Origin of the sequence: Streptomyces xanthophaeus, from assembly GCF_030440515.1 — a bacterium.
Taxonomy (GTDB): Bacteria; Actinomycetota; Actinomycetes; order Streptomycetales; family Streptomycetaceae; genus Streptomyces; species Streptomyces kutzneri.
In genome coordinates, this window is sequence record NZ_CP076543.1 from 7817693 (window position 1) to 7830744 (window position 13052).

General features: G+C 73.4%; 12 protein-coding genes. 6 read left to right on the forward strand and 6 right to left on the reverse strand.

Annotated elements, in window-relative coordinates:
• Nucleotides 1-52 precede the first annotated feature (52 nt).
• The 3 genes from KO717_RS35270 (at nt 53) to KO717_RS35280 (ending at nt 3484) form a co-directional block, all read left to right on the forward strand.
• Nucleotides 53-1267 carry a serine hydrolase domain-containing protein gene (locus KO717_RS35270; RefSeq protein ID WP_301373719.1) on the forward strand — a complete coding sequence of 405 codons (1215 nt, stop codon included), beginning with the start codon at nt 53-55 and terminating at the stop codon, nt 1265-1267.
• 161 nt (nt 1268-1428) lie between these two features.
• Nucleotides 1429-2415: an MsnO8 family LLM class oxidoreductase gene (locus KO717_RS35275; RefSeq protein ID WP_301374943.1), complete on the forward strand. Its 987-nt coding sequence runs from the start codon at nt 1429-1431 to the stop codon at nt 2413-2415.
• Nucleotides 2416-2662: 247 nt separating this feature from the next.
• Complete coding sequence (locus KO717_RS35280) at nt 2663-3484, forward strand: polysaccharide deacetylase family protein (RefSeq protein WP_301373721.1); 822 nt, start codon at nt 2663-2665, stop codon at nt 3482-3484.
• Between the two features lie 29 nt (nt 3485-3513).
• Here the strand turns inward: KO717_RS35280 and KO717_RS35285 are convergent, their stop codons facing one another.
• From KO717_RS35285 to KO717_RS35295, 3 genes are all read right to left on the reverse strand, one after another.
• Entirely contained in the window at nt 3514-4713 is a 1200-nt protein-coding gene (locus tag KO717_RS35285; RefSeq protein WP_301373723.1) for an FAD-dependent oxidoreductase, read from the reverse strand.
• Nucleotides 4714-4869: 156 nt separating this feature from the next.
• A complete protein-coding gene (locus KO717_RS35290) occupies nt 4870-5373 on the reverse strand; it encodes a F0F1 ATP synthase subunit B family protein (RefSeq protein WP_301373725.1) in 504 nt (167 codons plus the stop codon).
• A gap of 291 nt (nt 5374-5664) precedes the next feature.
• Nucleotides 5665-6603, reverse strand: a complete 939-nt coding sequence (locus KO717_RS35295; protein WP_437184670.1) for a DMT family transporter — start codon at nt 6601-6603, stop codon at nt 5665-5667.
• 31 nt (nt 6604-6634) lie between these two features.
• On the opposite strand from KO717_RS35295, the gene KO717_RS35300 reads away from it, so the two are divergent.
• Together KO717_RS35300 and KO717_RS35305 are read left to right on the forward strand one after the other, a co-directional pair.
• The gene (locus tag KO717_RS35300; RefSeq protein ID WP_301373728.1) at nt 6635-7165 is read left to right on the forward strand and encodes a MarR family winged helix-turn-helix transcriptional regulator; all 531 of its coding nucleotides are present in this window, start codon (nt 6635-6637) and stop codon (nt 7163-7165) included.
• Between the two features lie 145 nt (nt 7166-7310).
• On the forward strand, nt 7311-7997 hold the full coding sequence (locus tag KO717_RS35305) for a rhomboid-like protein (RefSeq protein WP_301373730.1): 687 nt from the start codon (nt 7311-7313) through the stop codon (nt 7995-7997).
• A 919-nt stretch (nt 7998-8916) separates the two neighbouring features.
• Here the strand turns inward: KO717_RS35305 and KO717_RS35310 are convergent.
• Nucleotides 8917-9471, reverse strand: a complete 555-nt coding sequence (locus KO717_RS35310) for an AAA family ATPase (RefSeq protein WP_301373732.1) — start codon at nt 9469-9471, stop codon at nt 8917-8919.
• Nucleotides 9472-9664: 193 nt separating this feature from the next.
• On the opposite strand from KO717_RS35310, the gene KO717_RS35315 reads away from it, so the two are divergent.
• Complete coding sequence (locus KO717_RS35315; protein ID WP_301373734.1) at nt 9665-9988, forward strand: hypothetical protein; 324 nt, start codon at nt 9665-9667, stop codon at nt 9986-9988.
• 33 nt (nt 9989-10021) lie between these two features.
• Here the strand turns inward: KO717_RS35315 and KO717_RS35320 are convergent, their stop codons facing one another.
• Together KO717_RS35320 and KO717_RS35325 are read right to left on the reverse strand one after the other, a co-directional pair.
• Entirely contained in the window at nt 10022-11512 is a 1491-nt protein-coding gene (locus KO717_RS35320) for a S8 family serine peptidase (RefSeq protein ID WP_301373736.1), read from the reverse strand.
• Between the two features lie 31 nt (nt 11513-11543).
• Nucleotides 11544-12983, reverse strand: a complete 1440-nt coding sequence (locus tag KO717_RS35325; RefSeq protein ID WP_301373737.1) for a S8 family serine peptidase — start codon at nt 12981-12983, stop codon at nt 11544-11546.
• Between the last annotated feature and the right edge of the window lie 69 nt (nt 12984-13052).

The window sequence follows — 13052 nt, forward strand, 5'->3', positions numbered from 1 at the left end:
CCGCCCGCCCCGGTCGTCCCGGCCGTTCCCGAGCACACCAGGAGCCACGTACATGCCGACCCGCGCCCGTGCCCGCGCCCGAGCCCGCCGAGGCAGCCTCCGCACCGGGCTGTCCGCCACCGCCTTGACCGCCGCCGCGCTCGCAGGGCTGCTGCAGCCCGCACAGGCGGCCGGTGACCCGGGCCCCGGCGACGGCCGCCCGCACCACGACAAGCGCCTCCAGCGGCAGCTCGACGGGCTGGTCGCCCAGGACGACGGCCCTCCCGGGGTCATCGCCATGCTCACCCGGGGCGACCGTACGGAGGTGTACACGGCCGGCGTCGGCGACATCGCCACCGGTCGCCCGCCGCACCCCGACGACCACATGCGCATCGCCAGCATCGCCAAGGCGTTCAGCGGGGCCGTGGCCCTCCGGCTCGTCGACCAGGGCCTGCTCTCCCTCGACGACACCATCGGCGAGCGCCTGCCCGGACAGCCCGAGGCCTGGCACGCGGTGACGCTGCGCCAGCTCCTCCAGCACACGAGCGGTCTGCCCGACTACTCGGCAGACCCCGGGTTCCTGGAGATCCTCAACGCCGACCCGCGCCACGTGTTCGACCCGCGCACCCTCCTCGACTTCGTGGCCGACGAGCCGCTGCGCTTCGCCCCCGGCTCCCTGTACGAGTACTCCAACTCGGACAACATCGCCGTCGCGCTCATGGCCGAGGCCGTCACCGACCGCCGCTACGAGGACCTCCTCAAGGAGCTCGTGTACCGCCCGCTGGGGCTGCGCCGCACCAGCCTCCCCCTGGGCTACCGGCTCCCGCAGCCGTACCTGCACGGCTACGACGTCCAGCCGCCCGCCGAACCGGAGGACATCAGCGAGGCCCTGGGCGCCTCCGGTGTCTGGGCCTCCGGCGGCATCGTCTCCACCCCCAGGGAACTGGGCACCTTCATCCGGGCCTACGGCGGTCCGGCCCTGCTGTCGCCGCAGACCCGCAAGGAGCAGCTGACCTTCCGTCCCGGCGACTCCTCGGAGCCGGCCGGCCCCGGCACCAACGCCGCCGGACTGGCGATCTTCCAGTACACCACCCGCTGCGGAGTGCTCTACGGCCACACCGGGAACTTCCCCGGATACACCCAGCTCGCCGCCGCCACACCCGACGGAACCCGGTCGCTGACCTTCTCGATCAACACCCAGACCAGCAAGGGCAACAAGCCCGCACTGCTGGCCCGACTGCGCACCGTGCAGGAGAACTTCGCCTGCGCCCTGCTCAAGGAGCACTGAGCCGCAGCGGCGACTCCGGTTGTCGCGACGCCGGTTGCGGCGGGGCGGCGGGCGGTGCGGCGGGCGGAGCGGCGGCGGGCGGCGCGGCGGCGTGGCGGTGTGGCGCGAAAACGATCACGCTCGTCCGCGCCGCCACCCGCGATCCCTATGCTGACGCCATGCTGCTCGACATACCCCTTTCAGCGCTGGAAGTCGCGATGGTGCAAACGGGCACCCGAGCCGCGGACACCCTGCGGGACACCACGGCCTTCGCCCAAGGACTGGAGAACCTCGGTTACCACCGCATCTGGTACGCGGAGCACCACCACTCTCCCGCGATCGGCGCGTTCCCACCCGTCGTACTGACGGCGCACGCGGCCGCCTCGACCTCGGCCATCCGTCTCGGTTCGGGCGGCGTGCTGGCCCCCAACCACGCCCCCCTCACGCTGGCGGAGCAGTTCGGCACGCTGGCCGCCCTGCACGAGGACCGCATCGACCTGGGCATCGGCCGCGGTCCCGGCACGTTCGACGAGCCCACCGCGCGGGCGCTGCGCCGCGGCGCCGGCCCGGCTACGGATGCCGAGTACCGGGACGACGTGGCCGCGATCCTGTCGTTCCTGGTGGACGAGGTGGCACTGGGGCCGCTGCCGGAGCCGTGGCTGCTCGCCTCCAGCCCCGCGGGGGCCGCGCTCGCCGCGGAACTCGGCCTGCCGGTCGCCGTCGCGCACCACATCAGGCCGGACAACACCCTCGCGGTGCTGGAGCGATACCGGTCGGCGTTCACCCCGTCCCGCTGGTGCGAGCGGCCCCGGGTGCTGCTGTGCGTGGAGGCGGTGTGCGCGGAGACGGAGGAGGAAGCCGTCCGGCGGGCCGGGCCGATGAACGTCGTCAAGGCCGGCCTCCTGAAGGGGGAGAGCCAGACGCCCTTCCCGACCCCGGCGCAGGCGGCCGGCCACCCCTTCACGGAGCAGGAGCGGCAGGCGCTGGCGGGCTTCCGCGCCCAGCAGGCCGTCGGCACGCCCGAGGCGGTCGTGCAGCGGCTCGCACACCTGGCGGCCGAGACGGGGGCGGACGAGCTGATGCTGGCCACCCCCGTCTACGACCTCGCTGACCGCATCGCCTCGTACGCGCTCATCAGGAAGCACTGCGGAGCCGCGACGGCACCGTAGGCCGGCCGGGGCCGCTCCCCGCGGCCCCGCGGCGCCGACGGGCCGTGACACTGCTCACAGGCGGCGCGGCACCACGGACGCGGCCACAACCGTTGGCGCTCCGAGGTTGTCGGCCTCTCGCCGAGGGGCCCGTGTGCACTGAGCCACACAAAACGGGCCATTCGGTCGAGAAAGGGGTCCGAACGGATGACCTAGCCTGGACCGACCAGCGAGATCCGGGGGCTGAGGGCAAAGGAAGAGCACGTCCATGCGCATCACCACCACTTCCGCACGTCGTCGACGGGCGGGGTCCGTCGCTGCGGCCGCCCTCCTCGGCCTCCTGGCGGCAGCCGGCACTCCCGCGTACGCCGCCACGGACGGCTCGGTGGGCCATGCCCCGGACGCGCCCCCCGGCGACCACGCCGCACCGGCCGGAACCGCGAGCGCCGCCCAGGGGACCGCCCGGAGCGCCTCCGGGGTCCCGCTGGGGATCTCACGGCTGGCGCAGGGCTCGGGGCGCCAGGTCGCGATCACCATCGACGACGGCCCGGATCCCCGCTGGACGCCCCAGGTCCTGGAGACGCTGCGGAAGAACCACGTCAAGGCCACTTTCTGCATGATCGGCACCAAGGCGCAGAAGTACCCGGAGCTGGCGCGCGCGGTCGCCGCCGACGGGCACAAGCTGTGCGACCACTCCGTCGACCACGACATCACGATGGACCACAAGCCCGTCGCCTACCAGCGGCAGCAGATCCTCGACGGCAAGGCCATGATCGAGAAGGCCGTCCCCGGGGTCCCTGTCACGTACTACCGCGCGCCGGGCGGAGCCTTCACCCCTGACAGCCGCGCCATCGCCGCCGCGAGCGGCATGCGCCCGCTGGGCTGGAGCGTCGATCCCCAGGACTGGAACCGCCCGGGCCTGGAAGCCATCCTCGCCACCGTGGAGGGCAAGCTCCCCCGGCAGCCGACGGTCCTCTTCCACGACGGGGGCGGCGACCGCAGCGAGACCGTCGCCGCGCTGAAGGAGTACCTGCCCTGGCTCAAGAAGCAGGGCTACAGCTTCTCCTTCCCGGTCAGTACCACTCCCTGAGGGGCACCCGGTCCCGGCCGGCCTCTCCGCTACGTGGCGGGGAGGCGGAAACCGTCGAAGAGGTCGTCCATGCCGCGCAGGGCAAGACGGGCCGGGGTGACACGGACCGCGAGATCACGGGCGGCCACCGCGACCGGATTGCGCACGACGCCCAGACGTCCGACGCGGCGGGCCCGAAGACGCACGGCGTCGGTGCGGTCGCGGCGGGCGGCGGTGTACGCGGCGAGGGCGGCCGGAACGGCGTCGTCGCCGCGGTCGTTGCTGTCGCCGAGCTCTCCGGCGGGCAGCAGGTGGGCGAGGACCACCGCGTCCTCGATGGCCTGGCAGCCGCCCTGGCCGAGGTTCGGGGCCATGGCGTGGGCCGCGTCGCCCAGCCAGGCGATCCGGCCGTGGTGCAGGTACGGGAGCGGGCCGGCCAGGTCGTAGAGGTCGTTCCGCAGGACATCGGCGGCGTCGAGGTGCCCGACGCGGTCCAGCAGGGCCGGAACGGGGTCGTGCCACGAGCCGAAGCGCTGCCGCAGCTCGGTGCGCGGGTCCGCGAAGCGGGTGCCGCGCGGGACGACCGCGGTGGCGTAGAGGTAGTAGCGGCCGTCCACGAGCGGGGTCACCCCGAACCGCCGCCCCCGCCCCCATGTCTCGCTCATGGCCGGTATCCGCAGGTCCGGGGCGTCCACGATGGTCCGCCAGGCCGTCTCTCCGAGGTAGTGCAGTCCGGGGTGCGCGGGGAAGTGCGCGCGGCGCAGCGGACTGTTGATCCCGTCGGCGGCGACGACCAGATCGGCGGGAAGGCCGGGGCCCGCCGCCGTGCGAACGGCCGGACGGCGGCCCTCGGCATCCTCGACGCCGGTCACCTCGGTGCCGTAACGCAGGGCCGACTGCGGCAGAGCGGCAGCGAGGGCGGCGGTCAGCGCCGGGCGCGGGACGGCGAGGGGCGCCATGCCGTAGCGGGCCGCCATGTCCGCGGTGCCCGCCCGGGTAAGCCACCGGCCGTCGGGTCGGCGCACGCCCATCGTCTGGGGTACGGCGCCGCCGATCGCGCGGGAGACATCGACGCCGACGGCCGCGAGCGCGCGCAGGGCGTTGGGGGCGAGGCCGATCCCGGCCCCGGTGACGGGGGGTTCGGGGGCGCGCTCGCAGACGGTGACGCGCCAGCCCCGGCGGTGCAGGGCGACGGCGGTCGTGAGGCCCCCGATTCCGGCTCCGACCACCACCGCATGACGGTTCGTCATGGCCGACCTCTCCGCTCGGGGCCCGATGACACCCCACTCTAGAGCGGTGGGGTGACGGAGCACGCGCCCGTCCCGGACCTCCGTGCACCCACCCGGGCCCACCCGGCGTCCAGCCGCGTCCGCGTCCGCCGTCGCCGCGCGGCAGCTGTCTCGATCTCAGCTCGTGGTATCGGTCTCCGCGTCGGCGAAGAACGCGTCGGCGACAGTCCGGGCGCGGTCCATGTCGGTGAGCGGCTCACCGAGGATGCGCCCGGCCAGCTCGGTCGCCAGTCCGAGTACGTGATCGCGGAGCTCTGCCTCGGCGATCACCCGGTCGGCCTCCAGTTGCACGGTGGCCGCGGCGATCATGTCCTCGCGCGCCTTCTGCCCCTCCGAGCGAACGGCGGCGACGAGGGCGAGGCCCTCCTCGTGTGCGGCCTGGCGGATCTGAGCGGCCTCGTGACGAGCGGCGCTCAACTGCGCCCGGTACTCGGCCCGCACGCGCTTCGCCTCCGCCTGGACCGCCTCGGCCCGCTCGAACCTGCCCGCAGTGACCTCCTCCCGCTCGGCGAGGGTCTTGTCGATCCTGGGAAGGAGGACCTTGGCCAGAACGGCGAAGACGGCGAAGAAGGTGATGAGGCCGACTATGAGCTCGATGAGATTCGGTTTCAGGGGTCCCATGATCGAATCGTAGCGGCGCCTTATGGGTCCCGCTTCGAAATGTGGTGACCCCATGGCTCGAAATCGCCTGCGGCACAGCCGGTGTGAGTGGGCGTCAGGTGGTGCGGATCGCGGCAGGCCGCAGGAATTCCACGTATTCCTGCGTGGCCCGGATTCCGCGGACAAGGAGAAAGCGGTGCGGCCGGCCACGGCATCCGCCGCCTGGCGTACCGAAGTTTTCAGGACCAAGGCAGCGTCAAGACGCACAACCCGGCAAGCGAACCGACCGCCAGGACCACCTGACCAGGCGGGTCACGTTTGACACGGCGAAGACCGAAGGGACGTGCCCGCCGTGGGCAGTCGGTCCGGCGGGAACCGGTCCGGTCCGGGCGGCCTGTCTGCCGACCGTTTGCCCGGGGGCCGGCCCAGAGCGACTCCGCCCAGGACGAGTGCCAGCCCGCACAGCTGCCGGCCCGTCAGTACCTCCCCGGCGACCGCTGTCCCGAGCAGTACGCCGGTGACCGGGTTGAGCAGCCCTATCAGGCCGACCGTCCCGGCGGGCAGACGGCGAAGCCCGGCGAACCAGACGGCGAAGGCCAGCGCGGTGGCGACCAGGCCGACGTAGCAGAATGCGAGAAGGGCCGACGGGGACACCGCTGGCGGGGCGCCCTCCACGGCAACGGCCACCAGCAGCAGGAGCAGGCCTCCAGCGGTGAGCTGCCAAGCGGTCGAGGCGAGCACACCGGCCCCGGTGGTGCCGGTGTTCCACCGCTTGGTCAGGACGTGGCCGACGGACGACACCAGCACCGCTGCGGCCGAGGCCAGGACACCCGGCGCGCTGATCCGGCCCTCGCCCCCGAGCAGCATGAGGCACACCCCGCCCAGCCCGATCACGGCACCCGTCAGGTGGGCGACGCTGGGCCGCTCGGCGACCAGGGGCCAGGCGGCGAGCATCATGATCAAGGGGGAGACCGCCATGACGGTCGAGGCCACGCTCGTCGGCAGCAGCTGGGAGGCGGTGAAGACGAGGAAGAAGAACACGCTCACGTTGAGCAGTCCGAGCACGGCGGACCGTCCCCACCACACACCGTGCGGCCGTTGGCGGCACAACGCCAGCAGTACCAGACCGGCCGGCAGTGCTCGCAGGGCGGCCCCGTACAGCGGATGGTCCGCCGGCAGGAACTCGTGGGTGACGAAGTAGTTGGCCCCCCAGGCCACCGGCGCCACGGCCGTCAGTGCCACCCAGCGCATATTCGCTTCCATGGAAGGTAATATAGCTTCCATGGAAGCAAACGTCTCGTCCGAGGAGCCCGGCCCACCCCGGGACCTGGACCGGGTGGCCCGGATCCAGGCCGACTGGCGCCGCGAAAGGCCTGACCTCGATGTCGGCCCGCAGGGCGTGATCGGCCGACTGCACCGCCTCGCCGACCGGCTCGGCGCAGAACTCCGCCTCGTCTACGACCGCTACGGCCTCAGCGAAGGGGAGTTCGACGTCCTGTGCGCACTGCGCCGCGCAGGTGAGCCCTTCGAACGGGCGCCGGGCGAGCTCGCCGCGCACACCATGGTCACCACCGGTGCCATGACGAAGCGGATCGACCGCCTGGAACGGTCGGGGCTCGTCACCCGCCGGCGCTCGGCCGACGACCAGCGCGGCCGGATCGTCGCCCTCACCCCCGCCGGGTGCGACCTCGTGGACCGGGCGTTCACCGAGCACATGCGCAACGAACGCCGCCTGCTGGACCTCGTGACGCCCGAGGAGGCCGCGGCACTCGAAACACTGCTCGCCACCTGGCTGTCCCGTCTGGAGGACTGACGCGGGCGGCGCGGGCCGGTGTGGCGCGGCCCCGGCCGGGGCGGCTGCCGTCACCCGCCGGTCCCCGCCCCCGGCCCGACCTGGAGAATCCCACGGTATGAACTCTTCGCCACCGCAGCGCCCTTGGGACGGACCACTCCGCATCGTGCGGGGATACCCGCGCCGTGCGCCGCTGACCCTCGCCTACGTCTGCCTGCTCCTGGCGAGCCATGCGTGGGTCATCTACGGGTTGTCCGCCGATCGGGCGGACACCGTGCTGGGCTACCTCAGCACCAACCTGGACAACCTGCAGGAGCATCCGTTGCCCGCGCTGCTCGGCAGCGCGCTGTTCTTCGACGGGACGCTCACCGATGTCACCTCGACCGACTTCGTCGGCACCCTGATCACTCTGGGCCTCGGCGTCTGCTGCTTCCTGGCCTGGGTGGAGCACCGGTGGGGGAAGCGGCGCGCCGCAGTCGTGTTCCTCGGCGGGCATGTCGCCGCCACTCTGCTCACCGCGGCCGTCATCGCCGCCGCGCTGCGGCACGGTTGGTATCCGGCGGCCGTGCGGCAGGCCTTGGACTACGGGGTCAGCTACGGAGCCCAGACCGTGCTGGCGGTCGGCACACTCGCCCTGCCGCGCCGGGCCCGCCTGCCTTGGGCCGTGTTCGTTCTCGCATGGCCCCTCGGCGGCGCCGACTGGACGACCGGGCCGCTGCCGGACTTCACCACGGTCGGCCACCTCACGGCGGCGGCCCTCGGCTTCGGGCTGTCGGGTGTCCCGGCCTTCAGGCGGCGACGCGTCCGCACTGCCGGGCAGCCCTCCGCCGCGAGCGACCTCGGGGTGCGGTGACGAGCGGCTGCTGCCTGTGCGCAGGGCGCTGGACGGTGCTCGGCTCCGCGGATGGCCACCACGTGCGAGACCGGGTGGGCGGGCGGCACCAGCTCTCCGGTGGCAACAGCGGCCCCTCCCCGGAGCGTCCGTCAGGCAGGCTGCGAGACTTGGGCGATGAGCACAAGGCGCCGCCCTCTCGGGCAAGGACCGGTTCCCCTCCGCGAAGATCAGGAGCAGCGCGTCGCACGCGGCCGCACGGCTGCCGAGCGGGCCGTCGAGGACCCGACCCCGGCCGACCCGCCGGAGGCGGAGCCCGTAACGGCCCGGCGAACACTGGGGTTCGGGCTCGGCACCCGTACCTGAGGCGGATCGCCCACGCCGCCCTGCGGTGCGGGCCGGCCGAAGCCCCCGACCTCGCCGACGGCGCCAGGGCCCTGCGGTGGCTCCGCACGTGCTGGCCCGTGCGGGCGGCGGCCTTCCGCCCCGCGCTGCCGCTGCTGGTCCTCGGCACCGGCTCGTACGACGGCGGCTGCTTCTTCGAAGGCGAGCTCTCACCCGACCCGACTGGCGGGCCGTCCCGGCCGGCTCCCTGCGACACGAGGACCCGCGCGGCCCCGCGTCCCGCCCGCCCTGCCAGAACCCGTCGCGGCACCGGTGGCCGACGCCCGCCGATCCCGGCCTGGGTGGAGGCCCTCGACCCTTGGGGCGGGCCCGGCGGAGCGTTCCTCCGGGTCGCCCTGACCGACGGCTCCGAGCTCGAACGGCACACCCCCCGGCTCGGCCGCACTCGTCGCGACCCCGAGGACCCCTGCTCGTACCGATGCCCGCGGGGCGAGGGGAACGGGCCTGTTCACCAGCGACGCCCGCGTCCTGGCCTGCCACCCGACGTCGAGCTGACGGGTGAGCACGGCAGCGTCCTTCCCTGACGCTTCGGAGGTCAGCGCGCTCGCACGAAGGCTCCGATCCCGGCCACCCCAGGACGGTAGCCGTCGGACGTGTCCACGAGCAGGACAGGCGCGTCGAGGGAGATGTCGGCGAACGCCTCGGGACGGTAGGCACCGGTGGCGATGTCGTCGAGGAGCTGCCGGTCGCCGTGCGCCGCGCGGTGCCTGTCGGACCCGGCACGCTCGGTGACGCGTGCGATGACGGTTGCGGTGGGGCAGGTGCAGCGGATGATCCTGAGGTCGGCGATCTCGAGGAGGGGTTCGAGGCCGGGGCGCCAGAGCCGGTCCTGGTAGGCGGCCTCGGCGACGACGGTGGCGCCGGCTCGGAGGAGCACGCCGAGGGTGTCGAAGAAGGCGTGCATGGCCGGGACGTCGAGGGGGTCTGCACGGTCGGCCTTGTGGGCCGCGGCGTTCATGACCAGGCCCTGTTTGATCTCGTCGCGGATGATCGCGGGGCAGCCGATTTCACGGGCGAGGCTGTGGGCGAGGGTGGTCTTACCGGTGGCGGGCGGTCCGCTGACCACCACGAGGGTCGGCCGTGCCGGCATGTGCTGAGCTCCCGAGTTGTGTGCGAGTGGGTCGGCCCTGCCCGGTCAGGCGAGTGACCGGGCGGAGCTCGTGCCGAGTCGGAAGACGACGACTCCGGGCTGTTCGGCTCAGTGTCCCGTACGACGCCGGGCACGGCCGCCCCCGACCCGGCACGGGAACCGGCGCCTCGGCGGACACGGGTACGCTCGGCCCGTGGAAGACCGCGAGGAGTATGTGAGGTATCAGCAGGACCGGACCGTGCTGGCGGCCGTCGGGGCCCACCTCGGTCCCCAGATCGGTCCGGTCAAGGTGCGGTTGCCTCGGTCCGTGGCCGAGTCGGCGGTCGCTGCCTGGGATCGGGAGGAGCTGGGCCGGGTCCGCGAGGAGAGCCGTGAGGAGTACGAACTGCGTCATGACGCCGCAGAGCTGGCCTTCATCGGCCTGGCGATCTCCTCCTCCGGCGTGTGGGACGGCGAGGAGGTCGTCGTCGACCTGGATGTCGTCCAGATCGCCTCGGCCTTGCGGGCCGCCTGGTAGGCCGTCCGCCGTTGCGGTCGGGGCCCGGTGGGCTCAGTAGAGCGCGGCGGACACCAAGGGCCCGTAGAAGCGGCCCCTGATGGGCCGGTGCGGGTCGCCGTAGAAGCCGTACCCAGGACGGTGGCGGCTGTGGGAGGCCGCGTCGTCCACGAGGGTGCGTACGTTCCCGGCCGGGGTGTCGGTTCCGCAACGGCCGGAGTCCACGCACAGGGCGGCGATCCCCGTGGCGATGGACGCGGACATGCCCGCACCGGCGTAGAGGGCGGGACCCGGGTCCGTGGGACGGGGCGCGGTCTCCAGGCAGAGGCCGGGAGCTGCGACGGTGTGGCGCCGATCGGCGGTGGAGCGCGCGAAGTCGCTGAAGCGGATCGCAGCCTGGTCGTCGAGGTATCCGAAGGTGCTCAGGTCCTCTCCGTAGCACGTGGGAGCGGCCTTTCCGCCCGGCTTGCCGTCGAAGTCGGCCATCGCGGTGGTGGTGAGGACCTCGTCGTAGGCGGCCGGCGCCATCATGGCGAGGCCGACGTTGAAGCTGCCGGCGCTGGCCACGAGGGTCACGCCCGCACGAGTGGTGTTGCAGACCGCGAGGTGGAGGGCGTCCTGGTCGGTGGTCCCGCAGTGTCCGTCGTCCGCCTGCTGGAAGAAGTGCGTGCGGACGAAGCCGAGGTGGGCGACAGCGATGTCGTTGTGCGGATCGGCGTCCGCGCGGGTCGAGGCGAGCCAGTCGAGGGCGCACAGCAGCGGGGTGTCGAGGGGGGCCTGGCCGTCGTCGGCGAAGACCTTCACCGACCACAGCGGGGTGCCCGGGGCCACTCCGACGATCCCCCGGTCGTTGTCCTCGGCGCCGATGACCGTGGCCTTGGCGGTTCCCGCCTGCAGCGGGTCGGCCAGGCTGGCGCCGGGGAGTTCCGGCGTGCCGGAGAGGCAGTCGGCGCCGCCACGCACGTCGAGGTCGGGGTGGTCCCCGGTGATGCCGGTGTCGACGATCGCGACGTTCACGTCCGGCGAAGGACCGCGGCCGTCCCCGGACCGTACGGAGGACTTCTCCGCGTCGATGCGGTCGGCCCACGTCGGCAGGCACTGCCGCACGGTGAGGTCGGCGGCCGGGCCGCAGCGTTCGGCGGTACGGGGCGGGCCCACAGGGAACGCGGCCGTGTGCGGCGCGCCGGATTCGGCGCGCTGGTAGGAGCGTTCCGGCGCGACGAAGCGTACGGCCGGGTCGCGGCGCAGCTCGGCCGCCTGGGTCGCGGTGAGCTCGGCGGCGTAGCCCTTGAGGGCGTGCCGGAACAGTGCTTTCCGGGCGGTACGGAACCTGCGGGTCTGCCGGTCGGACAGGGCCGCGGGGTCGGCGCCGTCGGCGAGGACGACGATGTACGGGGCGCTCGTCTCCGCAGCCGCAGCCGCAGCCGTGCCCGGGCGGCCGGTACTCGCGGCGCCCGCGTGCACGGTTCCCGTACCCAGGGCCATGGCCAGGGCGAAGGCGAGTCCGGTGGTGGTCAGCGCGGTCGAACGCCGGGGAAGTGTCACACCTGCTCCTGTCTGACGGCCTCGGCCGGGGTCAGTAGCCGCCGGCATGGACGAGCGGTCCGTAGTACCGGCCCGGGAAGGGGTCGTCGGGGTCGCCTTCGAATCCGTAGTCGGGGTGGCGGCGGCTGTGGCGGGCTGCGTCGTCGACGATCGTGCGCAGGTTGCGGGCCGGGGTGGAGCGCCCGCACGGGCCGTGCGCGATGCACAGGGCGGTGGTCCCCACGACCACCGGCGTGGCGAAGCTGGTGCCGTCGACGGCCGTGTAGGGGGCGTCCGGGGCGGAGCTGGTGGTGAAGACGCACACGCCGGGGGCCGCCAGGGTGTGCTCACGGTCGTGCGCGGACCGCGCGAAGTTGCTGAACTCCAGCGTGGCCTGGTCGTCCTCGTCCCCGAACAGCCCGAAGTCGACGCCCTGGCAGTCGGACCCTCCGCGCGCCCCGGGCCTGCCGTCGAAGTCCGTCATCGCGGTCGCGGTGATGACCTCCTGGTAGGCGGCGGGGCCCACCCGGGCGATGTCGTGGTTCGCGTTGCCGGCCGCCCCGACCAGGGTGATCCCGGCCCGGACCGCGTTGCACACCGCCACGTGCAAGGGATCGGCGTTGAGCGTGCCGCACGCCTCGTCGTCCTGCTCCTGCACCCCGGGCTCGGAGGTGAAACTCATGTTCGCGACGTGGATGTCGTTGGCCGGGTCCGCGTCGGTGCGGGTGGAGGTGACCCAGTCGATGCCGCAGAGGATGGCCTCGTCCGTGCCGAGCCCCGTGGAGTCGTCGGGGAACGACTTGACCGCCCACAGCGGGACTCCCGGTGCCACGCCCACCACACCGAGCCCGTCGTCCTTCGCGCCGATGACCCCGCCGATCTCCGTCCCGTGCGGGTCGGGGGCGTTCAGACTGGTCCCGGGGATCACCGGGCTGCCGCTCAGGCAGTCCACACCGCCGCGGAGGTTGAGGTCCGGGTGCGTGCCCTGGATGCCGCTGTCGATGACCGCGACGCCGACGCCCGTCACCGTGCCCTCGCCGTCGCCCGAACGTGCGGAGGAGCGGTCGGCCTCGATCCGGTCCGCCCACTCGGGCAGGCACTGCCCCGCACCCGTGGAGACCCGGCAGCTCACGGGTGTCCTGTGCCGCGGGGGGCCGAGCTGGTAGCGGCGCTGCTTGCTGACGAACCGTACGTCGCGGTCCGCCCGCAGCCCGGCGGCCTCGGCGTCGGTCAGCCGGGCCGCGTAACCCCTCAGGGCGTGCCGGTACACGGCGGTCGGCGCCGCCCCGTAGCGCCGCGAGAGCCGGTTCGCGACGGCGGCCGGATCGCCCGCGGCCTCCTGGAGGACCACGATGTACGCCTCGCTGTGCGCCCGCCCTTCACGCGCTTCCCGCCCCTGCGCACCGGGGGCTGCCGGCGCCATGGTGGCGACGGCCGTGAGGAGTGCCAGTACGGAAGGTCCCAGCAGCGCGGAACGCACGCGATTGCTCACACCTGCTCCTGTCGGACGGACGGCTGCGTCAGGCTGCCCATCGGACCCGACCGGCCGGACCGGGGTGCC

Excerpts from the sequence above, each read along its gene's own strand:
- KO717_RS35310 (WP_301373732.1), bottom strand. The coding sequence starts at position 9,471 with ATGCCGGCACGGCCGACCCTCGTGGTGGTCAGCGGACCGCCCGCCACC.
- KO717_RS35295 (WP_437184670.1), bottom strand. The coding sequence starts at position 6,603 with ATGCGCTGGGTGGCACTGACGGCCGTGGCGCCGGTGGCCTGGGGGGCC.
- KO717_RS35300 (WP_301373728.1), top strand. The coding sequence starts at position 6,635 with ATGGAAGCAAACGTCTCGTCCGAGGAGCCCGGCCCACCCCGGGACCTG.
- KO717_RS35285 (WP_301373723.1), bottom strand. The coding sequence starts at position 4,713 with ATGACGAACCGTCATGCGGTGGTGGTCGGAGCCGGAATCGGGGGCCTC.
- KO717_RS35290 (WP_301373725.1), bottom strand. The coding sequence starts at position 5,373 with ATGGGACCCCTGAAACCGAATCTCATCGAGCTCATAGTCGGCCTCATC.
- KO717_RS35270 (WP_301373719.1), top strand. The coding sequence starts at position 53 with ATGCCGACCCGCGCCCGTGCCCGCGCCCGAGCCCGCCGAGGCAGCCTC.
- KO717_RS35280 (WP_301373721.1), top strand. The coding sequence starts at position 2,663 with ATGCGCATCACCACCACTTCCGCACGTCGTCGACGGGCGGGGTCCGTC.